The 16,455-nt window shown below is 40.0% G+C and carries 18 protein-coding genes; 15 read left to right on the plus strand and 3 right to left on the minus strand.

Features of this window, described 5'->3' with window-relative positions; genetic code table 11:
- The first annotated feature begins 16 nt into the window (after nt 1-16).
- From T357_RS0109345 to T357_RS0109430, 15 genes are all read left to right on the plus strand, one after another.
- Entirely contained in the window at nt 17-493 is a 477-nt protein-coding gene (locus tag T357_RS0109345; protein WP_031551462.1) for a flavodoxin, read from the plus strand.
- A complete protein-coding gene (locus tag T357_RS0109350) occupies nt 493-1,194 on the plus strand; it encodes a flavodoxin (RefSeq protein WP_031551465.1) in 702 nt (233 codons plus the stop codon). The genes T357_RS0109345 and T357_RS0109350 overlap by 1 nt, the downstream gene beginning before the upstream one ends.
- 10 nt (nt 1,195-1,204) lie before the next feature.
- Nucleotides 1,205-1,969, plus strand: coding sequence for a carboxymuconolactone decarboxylase family protein (locus T357_RS0109355; RefSeq protein WP_031551468.1), 765 nt, complete (start codon nt 1,205-1,207; stop codon nt 1,967-1,969).
- A 375-nt stretch (nt 1,970-2,344) separates the two neighbouring features.
- A complete protein-coding gene (locus T357_RS20255; protein WP_197027327.1) occupies nt 2,345-3,457 on the plus strand; it encodes a phage tail tip lysozyme in 1,113 nt (370 codons plus the stop codon).
- 95 nt (nt 3,458-3,552) lie between these two features.
- Nucleotides 3,553-4,647 carry a hypothetical protein gene (locus T357_RS0109370; RefSeq protein WP_031551474.1) on the plus strand — a complete coding sequence of 365 codons (1,095 nt, stop codon included), beginning with the start codon at nt 3,553-3,555 and terminating at the stop codon, nt 4,645-4,647.
- 198 nt (nt 4,648-4,845) lie between these two features.
- Nucleotides 4,846-6,354 carry a hypothetical protein gene (locus T357_RS0109375; RefSeq protein WP_031551477.1) on the plus strand — a complete coding sequence of 503 codons (1,509 nt, stop codon included), beginning with the start codon at nt 4,846-4,848 and terminating at the stop codon, nt 6,352-6,354.
- Between the two features lie 206 nt (nt 6,355-6,560).
- Nucleotides 6,561-8,705 (plus strand): PcfJ domain-containing protein, encoded by a 2,145-nt coding sequence (locus tag T357_RS0109380; RefSeq protein ID WP_031551480.1) that lies wholly within the window; start codon nt 6,561-6,563, stop codon nt 8,703-8,705.
- Between the two features lie 153 nt (nt 8,706-8,858).
- Nucleotides 8,859-9,278, plus strand: a complete 420-nt coding sequence (locus tag T357_RS0109385; protein ID WP_031551483.1) for a hypothetical protein — start codon at nt 8,859-8,861, stop codon at nt 9,276-9,278.
- Between the two features lie 513 nt (nt 9,279-9,791).
- Entirely contained in the window at nt 9,792-10,034 is a 243-nt protein-coding gene (locus tag T357_RS0109395; RefSeq protein WP_031551486.1) for a hypothetical protein, read from the plus strand.
- Nucleotides 10,035-10,634, plus strand: a complete 600-nt coding sequence (locus tag T357_RS0109400; protein ID WP_031551489.1) for a hypothetical protein — start codon at nt 10,035-10,037, stop codon at nt 10,632-10,634. It begins immediately after the preceding gene.
- Nucleotides 10,635-10,752: 118 nt separating this feature from the next.
- Nucleotides 10,753-10,950: a hypothetical protein gene (locus T357_RS0109405; RefSeq protein WP_031551492.1), complete on the plus strand. Its 198-nt coding sequence runs from the start codon at nt 10,753-10,755 to the stop codon at nt 10,948-10,950.
- A gap of 284 nt (nt 10,951-11,234) precedes the next feature.
- On the plus strand, nt 11,235-12,104 hold the full coding sequence (locus tag T357_RS0109415; RefSeq protein WP_031551498.1) for a DUF5688 family protein: 870 nt from the start codon (nt 11,235-11,237) through the stop codon (nt 12,102-12,104).
- Nucleotides 12,105-12,201: 97 nt separating this feature from the next.
- Nucleotides 12,202-12,642 carry a JAB domain-containing protein gene (locus tag T357_RS0109420; RefSeq protein ID WP_031551501.1) on the plus strand — a complete coding sequence of 147 codons (441 nt, stop codon included), beginning with the start codon at nt 12,202-12,204 and terminating at the stop codon, nt 12,640-12,642.
- Between the two features lie 285 nt (nt 12,643-12,927).
- A complete protein-coding gene (locus tag T357_RS0109425) occupies nt 12,928-13,623 on the plus strand; it encodes an AzlC family ABC transporter permease (RefSeq protein WP_031551504.1) in 696 nt (231 codons plus the stop codon).
- Nucleotides 13,616-13,939 (plus strand): branched-chain amino acid transporter permease, encoded by a 324-nt coding sequence (locus tag T357_RS0109430; protein ID WP_031551507.1) that lies wholly within the window; start codon nt 13,616-13,618, stop codon nt 13,937-13,939. The genes T357_RS0109425 and T357_RS0109430 overlap by 8 nt, the downstream gene beginning before the upstream one ends.
- 98 nt (nt 13,940-14,037) lie before the next feature.
- Here T357_RS0109430 and T357_RS21160 read toward each other — a convergent pair whose 3' ends face one another.
- The 3 genes from T357_RS21160 to T357_RS0109445 all read right to left on the minus strand — a co-directional run bounded on the left by T357_RS21160 (nt 14,038) and on the right by T357_RS0109445 (nt 16,319).
- Nucleotides 14,038-14,199, minus strand: a complete 162-nt coding sequence (locus tag T357_RS21160; protein ID WP_155991347.1) for a hypothetical protein — start codon at nt 14,197-14,199, stop codon at nt 14,038-14,040.
- A gap of 129 nt (nt 14,200-14,328) precedes the next feature.
- Entirely contained in the window at nt 14,329-14,607 is a 279-nt protein-coding gene (locus tag T357_RS0109440) for a hypothetical protein (protein ID WP_031551510.1), read from the minus strand.
- Between the two features lie 221 nt (nt 14,608-14,828).
- Nucleotides 14,829-16,319 (minus strand): RRXRR domain-containing protein, encoded by a 1,491-nt coding sequence (locus T357_RS0109445; protein ID WP_255342815.1) that lies wholly within the window; start codon nt 16,317-16,319, stop codon nt 14,829-14,831.
- Nucleotides 16,320-16,455: the final 136 nt, after the last annotated feature.

A 16,455-nucleotide genomic window follows, 5' to 3' on the forward strand; every position in this document is an offset into this window, starting at 1 on the left:
GAGAGGGATTAATCTTATGGGTAAATCTTTAGTTGCATTTTTTAGTGCAAGCGGAGTAACCAAACAGGTTGCGGTTAGGCTTGCTTCGTCTATAGGCGCTGAGTTATTTGAAATAGAGCCGGAAGAAAAATATACAAGTGCTGATTTAAACTGGCAGGATAAAAGCAGCCGTAGTTCCATAGAGATGAATGACAAAAACAGCAGGCCGGAAATAGCATCACGTATTGCTGATATTTCAGAATATTCAAATGTTTTTGTTGGCTTTCCGGTGTGGTGGTATAGAGAGCCATCTATCATAGATACATTTATGGAAAGCTATAATTTTTCGGGAAAAACAGTCATACCATTCTGCACATCAGGAGGAAGCGGAATAGGGAATTCAGGTGAGAATATGAAAGCTCTTGCTAAGGAAGCTAATGTTGTCAGTGGAAGGCGATTCACCAGAAATGTTTCTGAAGAAGAACTGAAAAAATGGGTGGAGGAGATAATCTGATGAGTAACTGTTTTAAGAAGATTACGGTATTAATAGCTATTGCAGCATTAATGACAGGCATTGTTGGATGCGGAAATCAATCAGAAACTCATACAGAAAGTGTTACCGAAACAGTAGAAACTGTTGAGTCAGTGAGAACTGATGAAAGTGCCACATCGGAAGCGGCAACAGAAAACAGTACTGATATATCAAAGGAAGCATCAAATGTAGATGTGGGCAATAAAACTCTGGTGGTGTATTTTTCGGCGACAGGAACCACAAAGGGAGTTGCAGAAAAGATATCACAGGTTACAGAAGCAGATTTATATAAGATCGTACCAAAGGAGCCATATACGGATGCAGATTTAAACTATAATGATTCAAACACAAGGGCTACAAAAGAACAAAGGGATCCTGATGTTCGACCTGAATTTGAAGACCTGAATATAGAAATAGGTGATACTTATTCCACTGTATTTATAGGTTATCCGATATGGTGGGGTGAGGAACCGCGTATCATGGATACGTTTGTGGAAAGCTATGATTTTGATGGGTTAACGATTATTCCGTTCTGTACATCAGGAGGTAGCGGAATAAGTACGAGCAGTAAGAATCTTTCAGAAAAAGCCGGGTCAGGCAACTGGCTTGATGGAAACAGATTCAGTGGAGATGTTTCTCTGGAAGAGATCAGAAGCTGGATCGATGGACTTTCGCTGGAATAAGGAGTAGGAAATGAGCGAGAAAATAGTACAAACCGCAGGCCGAGCAGCTCTTTCAGAGTTCGCACCGGACTTTGCACATTTTAATGACGATATTCTTTTTGGGGAGAACTGGAACAATCAGGATATTGATGTAAAGACCAGAAGCATCATAACTATTGTAGCATTGATGGCTCAGGGAATTACAGACAGCAGCCTGAAGTATCATATTGATAATGCAAAAAAGCATGGTGTTACTCAAAAAGAAATGGCGGCGGTCATTACACATGTAGCTTTTTATGCAGGATGGCCGAAAGCATGGGCGGTATTTAATCTTGCTAAAGAAGTATATTCTGAGAAAATTGAGGAATTAACTGACAAGGATAAATACCAGAATACTATCTTTTTCCCTATCGGGGATCCGAATGACGGATTTGCTCAGTACTTTGACGGACAGAGTTATCTTGCACCGGTTTCTACTAAACAGATCCCGATTTTCAATGTGACCTTTGAGCCGGGATGCAGGAATCACTGGCATATCCATCATGCGAAGAGCGGTGGTGGTCAGATGCTGATCTGTGTAGGAGGAAGAGGCTTTTATCAGGAATGGGGTAAGGATGCAGTTGAATTAACTCCCGGAACAGTCATCAATATTCCTTCCGAAGTAAAACACTGGCATGGTGCAGCACCGGATTCATGGTTTTCACATCTTGCAATAGAAATTCAGGGTGAAGATGCGGGCAATGAGTGGTGTGAGTCTGTGTCGGAAGAAGATTATTCTAATGCAGTAAGGAAATAAATATAGAAACTAAGAGAATAAAAGCTACGAAAGGCGCATGGACTTCATTCATAGTCTGTGCGTTTTTTTGTTCTTAATTAAGAAATTTCTCCAAAAAATACTGATACGCGAAGAAGTGTCCGCATAATTGTTTTATGGAAAGGGAGGGGTAATACCATGATTAGATTGCCACTTATTATTTACGTACCGGTACTTTTCTTAATGGGGATAGTTTATGTAGCATCGGGAACACTGTTTACCAAAAACAAAACAACACATTTAAAAGAAACAGTTATACGGTTCTTAGTATTAGCAACGATTTTCACCGCGATATATTACCTTACTTGAACGACTAAATACGCTCTCATGGAAAACAGTGAAAGGAATTGTGACTTAATGAGAAGAATATTATCGGGTATAATGGCATTTTTAATCGTCGTTATATCCCCCTTTAGCACATACGCATCGGATAAAGATAATAAGGTGGCTCCGTCAGCTATTTACGGCTCAAGGATAAATATGTCTATCAATCAGGAGTCAGTAATGTTTTCGCCACAGTATTTTGATCCGAATGAACTGTATGTGACATCAAGTTCTACCGTATCTGTAATGGATATTCCCGGACTATCAACGGACGAGATGGAAAATATGAGAAAGATAGTATCGGGATTAAAGGACCTTAATCTTTCTAACGCCATGCTGGCAGGAATACTTGGAAATCTCCGTCAAGAGTCTAGCTTCAAGCCCTCGGCACTGTCGGATTCCAAGACATACTATGGTCTTGTTCAATGGGGAAAAGAACGAAGAACGGCCCTTGAAACCATACCGGATTATGATACAGTCGAAGGTCAGGTGAAATTCCTGAAAGCTGAACTTCAGGGCACTGCACCGGCAACAGGAAATTATGGCGCTACATTAGATAAGTATCTGAGTCGCTATGATAGTTCGAATATGCAGACGGTAATAGATGTTGAAATGGCATGCGAAGCATTCTGTGTTGTTGTTGAGGGATGTACAGGCGGTAAAGCTGAAAATAAAAATAAAGCTAAAGACGGTAAGTATTATCAGGATCTTGGCCAAAGAAAAGATTATGCAAAAGAGATTTATAACTATCTCGAAATTGGAAATATAAGCGTAGAAGCATCGGAACAGGTTAAGGAATTCCTTTCAATAGCATCGTCAAAGCTTGGCTGCCCTTATGTATGGGGAGCAAAAGGTCCTAACTCATTTGACTGTTCAGGCTATGTCTGGTGGTGCTTAAATCAGACCGGTGTAAACGTTCCGTACAGAACCACAGGTAGTTGGATCTCAGATAAGCCGTTCCCGCAGGTTACTTCTTATGATGAACTTAGGGCCGGGGATGTCATGCTTATCAGTGGACATATCGTAATTATCGTAGGAGACGGAACCATTATGGATGCTTCATCATCTAATGGCAAAGTGGTTCACAGAAATCTTAGTGAGTGGTGGAGAAATCACTTTGTAGTTGGATATAGGATATTTAATTAAACCACTAAGCTAGGATACCCTTTATATCATGTGCTATATTAATTATTCGCACGCATAATTAAAGTATGGACAATAAAAGTAATATGGGAGAAAATATGAAAAACTTATTTAAAACAATATTCTTTGCAACAGCCATTATGACAATGGCTGCATTCGCATCATTTGCAGAAACTGAAAGGGTAGATAATCTTAACTCTGACTTTCTGCCAGAAAACGCAGTAGATGTAGAAATCTCGGCAGATGTACCGGAGTATTACAACCTGAAGATTGATGTCATGATAAATGACATAGACTTTGATCTAAACTATCGTGAGGATTTACCGAACAACGGTTACACCAGAACATACCCTATATCAGCCGGTGTTTATGATGTAACGGTGTTTTCAAATGAAGATATAAACGATGAATACACATACGAAGTATCTCCTAAGACATTGGATACTTCAAAGTGTCAGAATGTAAAGATCAAGGTTAAATCGTTAGGAAAAGATATAGAAGCTGGAGAAGAAGATAATCATGAAGTGGATGAAAGCATAGGCCCACTTGACGTTGAACCAGAAATAATAGATCTCTCCGACGGAAAAACCTATGGCACATTCCGTGTAAAGCTTGTAAGCTACGAGGCAGCCATCACCCATGTAACATATCAGATTACAGACGGAAAAACTGTCTATGACATAGACCTAAAGCGTGAATATAATTTCGCTGCAGACGTACTCCTTCCCGTAGGTTCTTACTATGAGCTCGGATCTCCAAAGTTCGACTTAGACGATAGAGCTTCGTGGAACAATGAAATCAGATGTACGTGGTCCCATAAATATAATAGGGGTACTTTCGGAAACTACTACGAGATTGTGGAAAATAACACAACACTTCTTGACGATCTTGAAATCATGATGATTCAGAGAGGAGATGTCTTCCCGTTTGATTCATATATGCTTTTCCAGCCAATGATCAAGAACGAAAGAGATGCCCTTATTGAATCCCATGCTCAGGCAATTCAGGAATCATTGAATGAAACTACAGAAACAACAGAAGCAAAGACAGAAGAAACTGAGACGATTGCAGAGCTAAAGCCTGTAGAAGATACTACCAATGTAGATATCGGACGTATCATTGTTATAGTCGGTGCTGTGGTAGCAATATTGATTGCAAGCGTTGCGGTTGTATTGAAACTAAAGAAAAAATAAGTACATATTATAAAGCGGTCATATCACAAAAAATGACCGCTTTTTGTATGCCAATTTTTAATTCATATCAACGTTATTAGAAACATCCCCTTCCATAATTTATTTGAAAAAAAGCATAAGTCATTTAGAGAGAAAAAATGACAGACAAGCCCGACGGGGCATACGCAGAGGTGCTCGAGTACCGGAAAGGAGCCATATATGGCAAAGAACGTTCAGATTATAGAAACCGGTAAGGGGTATACCCTTACTACGACAAATGTACCTGAGACAAGCGCAGAGCTTAGCGCACACACAGGCATCAGAAAAGAAAGCATAAGATCTCATATGGATAGTATGGGGGCACGCTTTGATGCCGAAGGCCATTTCTACTTCGACCTTGAAATAAGCGCAGAGCTTGCACTGTCGATTTTTGACGGAGTAGAAGTTAAGGAAGTCGAGGAAATAACTCCTGATGATCCGGTTCTCAGCGAACATCCGGAAGATGATGTACCGGAAGCTGAAGAAACGGAACAGGAAAAAGAACCCGTGATAGAAACTGAAGTGATTCCGGAGCCTGTGACGGAAACAAATGTGACCGAAACTGTTGCAGACACAGTACTCACAAAACCTGATGTAAAGGTAAGTGTAATTATGTCTCCTGACTTTATGTCCTACACTTTTACGACAACCGCCGACAGAGAAACAATTAAGGATATTGCAGAAAAGGCGAGTCTTTCAAAGGTGGATCTTTTAGCGGACATTTACCTTTGCAATGGAAAGGTTGATTCTGATGATTATATCAGTTTCGATTCAGAAGAGGATGCCGAAAAGGCTGCCGGCAAGATTAACCGTCTCATTGCAGAAGCACCCACTAAAAAGGTTGAAGAAGTGTGTGACGAGGAATCGGAACCGGAAGCCCAAGCAGAAACTCCAGTAAAAAAGGAGGAAGAGGTTATCCCTGACTTCTCTGATTACAGAGAAAAACTTCAGTGGGAGCTTGATAAGATCAAGAAAGCCCATTGCAAGGACGAAGATAATCCCTCTATGAGCGAAATGAACTTTCTAGGTAGCTTTATGTGGTATATGAGCTGTATAGAGCAGAGAGTTGCAGTAGACCCATTATTTGAAAGCAAAGTTCTTGATAAGAGACTTAACTTAGATTTATTAAACAAGTTTCTTATGATGAGAGCATTGGGACAGCTTACTCCAACAGATGACGGAAATATCGTTACAAAGGAAGCAGCTGAAGCAGAGAATAATAAAAAGAAGGGTGTAAAGTCATCATCCGGAGACTTATCCCGATTCACCGTGAATATGGGTGAGTTCTTGGACAATGCCTACGGAGCCTCAAGAGGCATAGGTTATCATGTTCCTGATGCAGATGTCGCAGGCTGGATCTTCGATTTTTATGATCACGAAGGTGATGCTCTTTACAATAAGATAAAGAGTAAGAAAGAGAAGAAAGCAAAAGAGGCGGAGGAAAGAAAAAAGAAGGCCGGGAAGAATAAGACTACAAAGAAGTCTAAAGCTAAGTCTTCCAAAGCCACTGTAAAACCGGCAACAAATGTAACAGAAAAGGTAGAGTTTAAGACCGAAACTACGGTTACGGAGGAAAAACCGGAAAGCACTGATATCCCCCTGACACCTTCTGAAATCTGGGGTATGGATGATCCCTACAAGATAAACGACGGATATGCTCAGATGAATTTTATGAGTATGTTAAGTTGACCAAAAGAACATTTTTTAAACAGTCTGCAACTTCGGTTGCAGGCTGTTTTTTTGTGCTCATTCCAGATGTTCTGACTAAGTCTATCTGAAATATCCCCTCCCATAATTTTAATGTAAAAAGCAAAAGTCATTATGGAGAAAGAAAATGACGAAAAGCCCAAAGTGGCATACGAAAGTTGTGCAGGTGCACAGGAAAGGAGCCTTTTATGGCCGAGTTGGAATTAACAGAAGAGTTCAGAAAAGAACGGACAAAGGAACTTAAAGAAGTGTTGAAAGGGTATCAGTATCTTTGTACTGACACTGATGAGCTTTCGAGGAAAGCAGCGAATGGACACCAATCATACATCTTCAAATACTATAAGAAAGATGGAGATGTGCTGATACAGGAAGTCTGGGTGGCAAACGAAAAGCAGAACCATGTCGCTGTATTTTCCGGTTTAACAGCAGTTGATACAAAAAACGAGCTTTTTGTCACTATGAACAGCGACGGAAAATATCAGACAAGGACTACGGCTTGTGACCATGCAAGTAATGTCATAAGAAAAGGAGATGCTTATAGCAGTATTGGCAAAATCGTAATGACGGATAAGGATGCCGGAAAGGAATATGATAGGCTGGTTGATAATATTGCATGGCAACAGGCATATCAAGATTACAACAGGGCGTACGACAGAAAGCAGGATGAGGCTAAAACCCTCAATACCCCGGTAAAACCCATAGGAAAAGACTTTATTAGATTTTGTAAAAACCTTCCCTTTAATATGGGCAATCGAATTTTCTATAAGGGAGAAGAGGGTTATTGCACAAGATGTAAGCAAAACGTGTCCCTAAAGGGAAAGATTAAACACCTCAGTGAAGGCAAGTGCCCTTCTTGTAAAAAGGAAGTGACATTCATTTCGAGGCTTAGGAACCATAAGGTGGTCCATGATACACGCTGTGCAATGAAGCTTGAAAAAGCAAGTGAAGGCTATACTTTGATCAGGTTTTTCCGAGTAGAAATGACCATTAACGGTGATTCCATCTCTCCAATATATGATCTCACGGAAAGAGTACGTGAGTTTGTTAAGGAGAAAAAGGTACGTGCCTATAAATGGAACTGGGGTAAATGGGAATACTGTAAAACCATTCGTGGGTTCGGCGGAAACCGTATAATGAATATCGGTTGTAACTTCGGAAAGTTTTCATCTAAAGGTGGGATATATACCAAGGGGCTTAACTCCTTGATAGACAGCACACCTTTCCTGCAGCATATAGGCTTTAAGGAATTCCTTGAATTAAAGCATCCTGAAATAAATAAGCAGGATCGTGAAATACGATGCATTAGTGATTACCTTGAGAGCCATGCAATGGAAACTTACTTTGAATGGATAGAGAAATCCGGATTCCGTATGCTTAAAGAGAAAATTTATGAAGGGTACGGTTTAAGTGAATCCATATGCAACATACACGGAAAGACTCTTCCCGAGGTATTTGGCGTTGATCGTCAGACATATAGAAGAATATATGAAAGGCGTGACACAATAACCGACAGGGGAATCCTGGTGTATCGTGAATTTCCTAAGCTTAAAGATGCTGAAAAACAAGAGCTTAGCTTATTATTTAAACCTCATGAATTTGAGAACATAAGGAGCATCCTTCAGTACACAACCTATCATAAAGCAATGAAGTACATAAGGGCTCAGATAGACAGTACATTCAACTCACCGTCTTCTGTTCTGACTATGTGGTGTGATTACATTAAAATGAGGGATACTTATGGTGAATGGAATAAAAAGAGTAATATATTATTTTTCCCCAAATATCTTAAAAAAGCTCATGATGAAATCATGGATCTTAATAAGATAAAAAAGAAGGAAGAGGCCAGGAAACGTCTTGCGAAGAAGATCCAGGAAACATATAGGAGCATTGGACTTTCTGATGAGGAATGGCAACAGTCCACATACAGTAAGATCCTCGATGCGACTCAGGTTGACAGATTGCCGGTATTCTTCAAACTTGACAAAAAACTTCCGGGCATCCATAAGAAGTACGATTTCAGTATGGAAAATGGTGAACTCTTTGTCACGGCTCCGAAGATTGCCTATGACATAGTTTCGGAAGGCGAGATCCAAAACATCTGTGTCGGGCAAAAGGGAATGGGCTATATAGAAAATATGGCCGAAAACAAGGCGGTAATTCTATTCGTCCGTCGTTCCGAAGAGCCGGACAAGCCTTATTACACTGTCGAAGTACGTAATAATACCATCGTGCAGGTAAGGGGCAAATGCAACTGTTCCGCAAAAGAGGATGTGATAAATCTCCTTACGGAATACGCAAAAAAGAAGGCGCTCAAGTATGACGCGATAGCGTGATATAAGGTGCAGATAATCATTCAATACAGCCAGTCATTCCGATTGGCTGTTTTTTTTACGAAAAGCCAAAAGAAAACTTCTTTTCTATCATCTTTTTACTAATCCACCAAAATCTCCGCCCATAATTATATTAGAGAAAAGACGGAGGAAAAGATGTATATCCCAAAAGAGTATTATAAGGCCGTCATGTTCGTGAAGAAGCTGAGACAGGACGGGAAAGATTTAAGTGAAGCTGTTTCTACAGCATCAAAGTATTATAAGGTGCCAGGAACTGAGTTAGAAAAATATATAGAAGATGAATCCAGTAATGAGACACGCTTCAAATACTATACGGTACAAAGGCTTGTGGCAACAATGGACAGACCTGACTTTAGACCCGATGGGGACCCGTATGTGATAAAGGCAACAAGCGGGATAAAGGTAATGGAAAGATGTACCAAAGAGAACACAAGTCTTGAATTATCGAAAAGGAAAGACGGAAAGAAGACCTGCGTGTATATCACAAGATTCATAGGGCTTATGTCCGGATATCCTGAGAAAAGCCAGGCTGAAGCCAACATATCAAAATGCTAAAGAATTCATTTTTTGAAGAACAACAAAGAGACACCAAGCACACAATAAGACCGACTGATATGGATCAAAGTGTAGTGGACTGTGTACGTGGCATATCATCGTTTATCTGCAGCATTATCATGTGTCTTGTGGTTGTGTTGATTTTCATACTTTTATTTAGACATGGCGGGTCATTATTTTATGAAATAGATAGACTATTGAATACAAGTCTCCGAACGGTGATAGCGGTGTGATTTATGGCAAATCAAGTATGCTTATCTTTGATCCGGACGGGAAAGAATCACTGCACACAGGTACGAGGACGATAAACACGCTTGAGGAACTGAAAGATGCCGTAGACACGTATCCTGATTTCTTTGAAAATGTGCTTAAAATGTAAGTTGATCAAAAAAGAGAAAACCGCTTAGCCGAAAGCTAGGCGGTTAGCCCTTCGAATTTACTATGTATCTAAGTAATGATAATATTTAAAACGAAGAATACTATAGCGAGAGAGAAGAGGACCTCGACCTTCTGATGATGCATATAAATTATGTAAAAACCATGACACAGGGCATGGGGGACTCTGAAAAAGCCGTATTCATCCATGATTATCTTGAAGACCATTTTCAGTATGGTTATGACCGCACCCCCGGAAGTGCGGTGCAGGGTTTTAAGACAGGCTATACAAAATGCCTCGGATATACGGCAGCTTACTATATAATTGGGTTAAACAGTGGGCTCAAAGTTCTACAGAGATTCTTTTTTCGAGGATATTGATTGACTGGAGTGGGTGAAATAGTGAGTTACTTATATGATTATTTGATACAGATAACACCTGATGGGTGGATGAATTTTTTCAGAAGTTTCTCTTTGACAATCTTGATTATAACGATAATCAAAACGACACGGCAGAAAACGGAAGTAAAAAACAAAAATATATACTATAATCTGTTGTTGGGTTCTTTGCCCAGCATAGATGTTATATGTACCCAATCAGATTATCTTGATGATGAAGATGGCTTATTAGGAAGTTTAACTAACGCTGATACTCGAAGTAAAATTTTGGAAGATAGAATGAATGATCAAAGTCGGTCTGACATAGAGCGAGAAAATTATAAGTATAAAGTAAAAAAGCATAAAGCTTATATTGATTATTGGACTAAAACAAATGAAAAAATAGAAGATCTTATGACTAATGAGGATTTCAAGGACATAGAAAATAACCATAAATGTGATGGGAATGTGTTTGCCTATTATTGTGAATTTGTAGCTGCATTTCGAAATGAGCATTTTTTTGGCAGACCTATCATAAGGACCGAATTATTAAGAAATCTGTTGATGAATTTAGCAGAAGAAATACGAATGGTAGAGAAATAAGGGGATGTTATTTAAACAGATTTACACTTGTAACTCCAAAGTCTGAAAATGATGTACGATTGCAAGCTAGGCTTGGTAATCAGAACCCCGCGGGCCGTGGGAGCAGTCAGGAGGAATGATGGATATAATTAAGGAAGAGTTTACTACGGCACAGATTGATATGCTCCGTCAGACTCAGGCAACGCTTGCTATAGAAGATTTAAAAATCGGCAAGATGGGTATAGATGCTATTGGTAAGATGCTCAAGGGGGAAATTTCCAGAGAAGATTATCAGAAAATGCTGAAGGAGAATTATAAATCTAATGGAAAGCATTGATCACTACAAATATCCTGGAGAAGATTGTGAATAATGTTTCTTTAATGAATAATAGTATTTTAAATTACCGTATATTTGTTATAAGTCTAAAAAATTATTATGAAAGCTGCGAAAAAAATCATTTCGCAGCTTTTTTTGTGCTCAAATTGAAGGTTATCAGAAAAATCCCTTTCCATAATTAGTTTGTAACAAAGATAGTAAGTCATCATTGAGAAAAGACTTATGAAGAAAAAGCTCGAAAATGAGCATACGAAAGGTGTAAAGACACCGGAAAGGAGCCTAAAATGGCTAATTTTACTATTGAAACAGTTGTTGACTCACTTAAGAAGGAATTTCCCCACTGTGAGGTTAGCATTAATTCATCAGAGGCTATTAACAAGCCAGGACAGATTATTACAGTGAAACCCAAGGACAAAAACATTGGGGCTACATTGTACTGGAACCGAATAAAGCCGCAGATTGAAAAAGAAGGAAATATACAGGCAGTCATTGATATGGTAAGAAAAGGTATCGAGAATGTTCCGGCTAGTTATAACGCTGAATGGATACAGGATTACGAGTATGTAAGAAATAAGCTTGTAATCTGCATATGTTCTTCAGAGACGAACAATCTTGAGAATACCCCATACCATAAAGTAGCCGGTGATCTTGTGGAGTATTACAGAATCATGGTAGATGACTTCACTGACTCAGGCGAAGCTACAATAACAGTAAAGGATAATCTTTTGAAGATGTGGGGCAAAAATGCCGAACAGATTCGCGAAGATGCTCTTAAAAGCTCTCAGGATATAAGGCCCTTCGTGCTTCATTCGATAATGGATGAGTTCAAGGAAATCCTGGGATATACTCCGGAGGTTGATGAGTGTCCGCTGTGGGTTGCTACAAACGTTAAGAAGATTTACGGAGCTGCGGTAATCGCATATCCTAAGTTTTTCGATGATGTAAGGGAAAAGATTGGCAGTAATTGTTACCTTCTTCCGAGTAGTACCCATGAGGTTCTCCTTGCACCTGCGACAAAAATGGTACAGGACGTAGGTTTTATGGCCGAAATGGTACGGGAGATTAACAAAACAGAGGTCGCACCAGAAGACAGACTCAGCAACAACGTGTTCTTCGTTGACATTAACGAAAAAACTATAAAACTTGCTAGTTAATCCTTACGCGTAACCACAAGTCAAAATCTCATCTGCATTTGGCAGGTGAGATTTTTTTTAAAAGGAAAAGCTTAATAAGCATACGAAAGGAAATAATATGTACGAAATTAAGGAAGCAAGAATACAACTCCGAGAAGGGCTGCCTTTGTATAGCTCTAAAGCAATCAAGGGATCCAAGGATGTAGCAAAGCTATTAATGAGTGAAATGGCAAAACTAGACAGGGAAAATATATGGGCGCTTAATCTCGACAATAAGCTGAAAGTCATAAACTATACAGTGGTTGCGATAGGTTCTATAGATTCGGCACCTTATAGGAATGCTGATGTATTTAAAGCAGCAATACTGTCGAATGCCAAAGGAATCATATTAGCGCATAATCACCCGTCAGGAGATCCTGAACCGTCTAAATATGATTTCGAAGTAACTGAATCTTTGATAGCATCCGGTAAACTACTAGGCATACAGGTTTTGGACCATCTTGTGATAGGAAATAAGAAATACTATAGCTTTAATGAGGAACATCCGGAGATGTTCTGAAACCATAAGTCTTTAAAACAGTCCGCACGTTCGGGCTGTTTTTTTATACAAAAAAAGCTGTGGAAGCCACAGCGAGAGTTTGAAATTTTTTCTGTAAATATGAGTATTCTATGATAATTTAGATTTATGAGGAAGCAATCAGACTGATTGCTTCCTTTTTCTGACTATACATTTATTAAAGACATAAGTCACTATCAGTTTGTCATTGTACCAAGGATTGTAGTATGATTATTAGCATATTAAATTGTTCAATCGGGATTTATAGTACTGCTATTGGAGATATAGATGAAGGAGTTACGCTTTGCCATAAGAAATACGATTCCAATATTCTTTACCTATCTGTTCATCGGGATTGCCTTTGGCATTCTGATGAGTGATGCAGGATACGGTGTTATGCTATCGACAGCATCCGCTTTTTTTATTTTCGCTGGTTCGATGCAGCTTGTAATGGTGCCGATGATGACATCCGGAGTATCCTTGTTTTCACTGGCACTCATGTCCTTTTTTATCAATGCCCGGCATATTTTCTATGGAATTGGATTTATTGAAAAGTTTCGCGGAATGGGTTGGCGCTATCCCTACATGGTTTTGACTCTAACAGATGAAACTTATTCCGTTCTCTGTTCAGTAAAGTATGATAAGGATCTGGACGAGGACAGGGCTGCATTTCTGATTGCCATGGCAGACCATCTGTATTGGGTTTTCGGCTGCTTCATTGGCGCATGCGTGGGGCGATACCTTCCGTTCGATATGAGAGGAATCGAGTTCTCTGCCACGGCGTTTTTTCTGGTCGTGGTTATCAATCAATGGCATCAATACCATTCCAAACTCCCATTTTTTATAGCTGCCGTATGTACCATGGTTTTTTATTTGTTGCTGGGTAAGGATTTTTTCCTGATTCCCACTCTGGTTACCTGTCTGGCTGTGATGATTTTTCTTCGAAAGCCCGTAGAGCAGAAGGAGGGCTTTGTCGATGAATGAAGTGCTGTATCCACTGGCTGTGATAGCTGTCGTCGCACTAGTTACATGGATGCTCCGGGCTTTTCCTTTCCTGCTGTTTGGTAACAGACCGCTTCCCAAGGTGATCCTGTATCTAGGCAAAGTCCTTCCGCCTGCGATTATGACTGTTCTGGTAATCTATTGCCTTCGGGATATATCTTTTTTCCAGCCGCCCTATGGAATACCGGAAATCGTTGCATGTGTTGTAGTTGCTGCTCTGCAAATCATCCGCAGGAATATGTATCTTTCAATTATAGTGGGAACGATTTGCTACATGATAATGATCCGTGTTGTTTAGAATGTTGCGTTTATAACTTGTTTCATAAAGTTTAGTCTAAGGGGTTAAATTCTCGTTGCACAAATAACCTCTATCCTAAATAAATATAAGGTAAATCATTAATCTGAAAGTCTACCAGGGTACATGATGGAAAGCTCCCCACGAACCTTTCCCCAATTTCTGATGGGCATCGTCCATTTCTTTATTATTTCAAAGGTTGATAGATAAAGAGCTTCTAGTGTATACGCACTTTTGTATGTTTTTTCAAACTTTTCTGTCATCTGTTTCTCCGGATGACTTATTCATTTTTCAAATAAATTATGGGAGGGGATGTCTCAGATAGTTTTTGTCTTCGGTAAAAATGGGCACAAAAAAACAGCCTGCACTTTTGTACAGACTGTTTGTAATATTTACAGTTTCCTTCCACAAATTGGGCAGAAGTTAATGGGTACATTTTTGAATATGAGATCATCGTCTGCACCATCGAACCACACCGTCACATTTAATGTTTTCTTGCGTGGATCTATTTGTCCGTTACACCCAAGTGACGTAATAGTTATTTCACGACACGTTATGGTTTCTTCTGAATGGAAAACAACATCCGGTAAATTTTCAAGTTTTCCCTGCAATGTGCAAAACCTGCAATCACCTTCTATTTCCTTGCCATTGATACCTAAAATCTTAGCCATATTCTGTCTCCTTTTCTTTTCATGACTTCACACATAGGTTTTAAAGCGTGATTTGATTTTTATATTATACCGTATGCTTTACAATAAGCTTTTCTGTTCCGTTTTTCTCTAAAAATTATTAGGAGGAAAGTGAGAGATAAGGGTAAAAAAGAGAAGCAAATGACATTAAAGTCTTTTACATTAAACAATTCGGTTAAAGCCACGACCCTTTAGGGTCGGTTTTAAATATATACAAGGCCTGTGTTTCCATTTAAGATATAGCATTGTGTAACCGGATAGTTTGTCTTTGTATCTCCGACAGCACGAAGGTATTTCCCTCCTGTAAGCTGTCCTGACATTATATGTCTCTGTCCTTTGTACATGAATACTACTCCAGGCATCATTCTGCTATTGGCATTATAGAAACGTGTGCTCCTTTTAACGGTCAAACGTTTCACGTCAGACGGATGTTTCTTGCTGAATTCCTCAAGTGAGTCTCCTTTCTGCTCAAAACGCTTGTGACGGTTCTTACAGACTGCCTTGCCGTTAAGATAATAGGTACGCTCACGCTGATTATTGATTATTGCCCTGTTATGCCTTCGGAACTGCATCACTTCAAAGGCTTCCGTGTTATCCGTGACCTTTTGGATACCCGATCCAAGAAGTGCGATACATACAGCATCCTCCGGATGATCCTTTCCAATGCAGAGGCTTTTCCGTATCATCTGAGTATTATAGCCTTCGCAGAAATGGACGTATTTTTCACCGAACGTCTCTACAAGTCCCTCAATAATGAATGGTATTGCCTGGTTCAGTACACTCAGTGCAGCGTATTTCTTTCTGAGCCCGATGCTTTCAAGCTTCAGGTTGCCTGTATGCACCTTTTCATGGCATGAACCACAGAGTCCTATAAGGTTCTCCGGTGTATCAGACCCGTCTTTTGAACGTGGTGTCAGATGGTGGTAATGCTCGATGTCATTATCACAGCAGGCACATTTGCCATCCTGCATGGCGTATATGTACTCATGTGAGCTGCTGTAGCCTTTGAGCCTGCCGTTCTGGAAATCCAAACCTCTGATACTGCCATCATCCATCTTCATGAAGGCAAAGCGGTTAACTTCTAGTGTCCAGTCTGTTACCGGAAGCACCTGACATATTTTCCGCACCATATTGAGGTGCGTCTGTACGAGCTGTCTCGTTGTCGGCGTTATCCAGTTTTCAGGACGCTTTCTGTTGGCGAATCTGCTTTCTGTATTGATGATATCTTTCATCATGACAGGTTTTTCGCATCCGGATATCATGCGTCCTTCAGTAAATTCTTTAGTTGTGCCGCATTTGGCAGCACGCCGTTTCTTTCTCAGACGTTCTCCTCTGCGGGATGCCTGTCTGTGCTGTTTCCTTTCAGACATTAGCTTAGGGATATCCTTGTTGCGTGTTTCGACATGTGACTTATATATCACAGTGCCGTTTTCATCAATCACAGCTTCCCCAAGGTTTGTTCTGCCAGGATCAGTCCCGCCGTATAACGGCTGTGTGATACCTGGTGTCTCATATTTCAGCTGTACCGTGAACGGTACCTTTGTGGCAATTCGTGCCTTGCCACGATTCAAAAGTCTCTTAATATGTCCGGTTCTTGCAGTTGGCATCAGCGGTTTTCCTGATGCGTCTATGATGTATATGAGTATCTGCCGATGCCTCCTTTCCAAAAATCTTCTCTTTGTTCCACAGGGCACCGCCTGTAAAGCACTTCCCTGTGGTATTACAATTCCATAGCTTCGATACAGCTATCCAGAGCACATACCTTGGAATCAGATGTGGTGGCGTTGTTGCTGCTGTATCATAGCTCTGCTCAATAACTCAGATTAGGCT

Source organism: Oribacterium sp. FC2011, assembly GCF_000701645.1.
GTDB lineage: Bacteria > Bacillota > Clostridia > Lachnospirales > Lachnospiraceae > Oribacterium.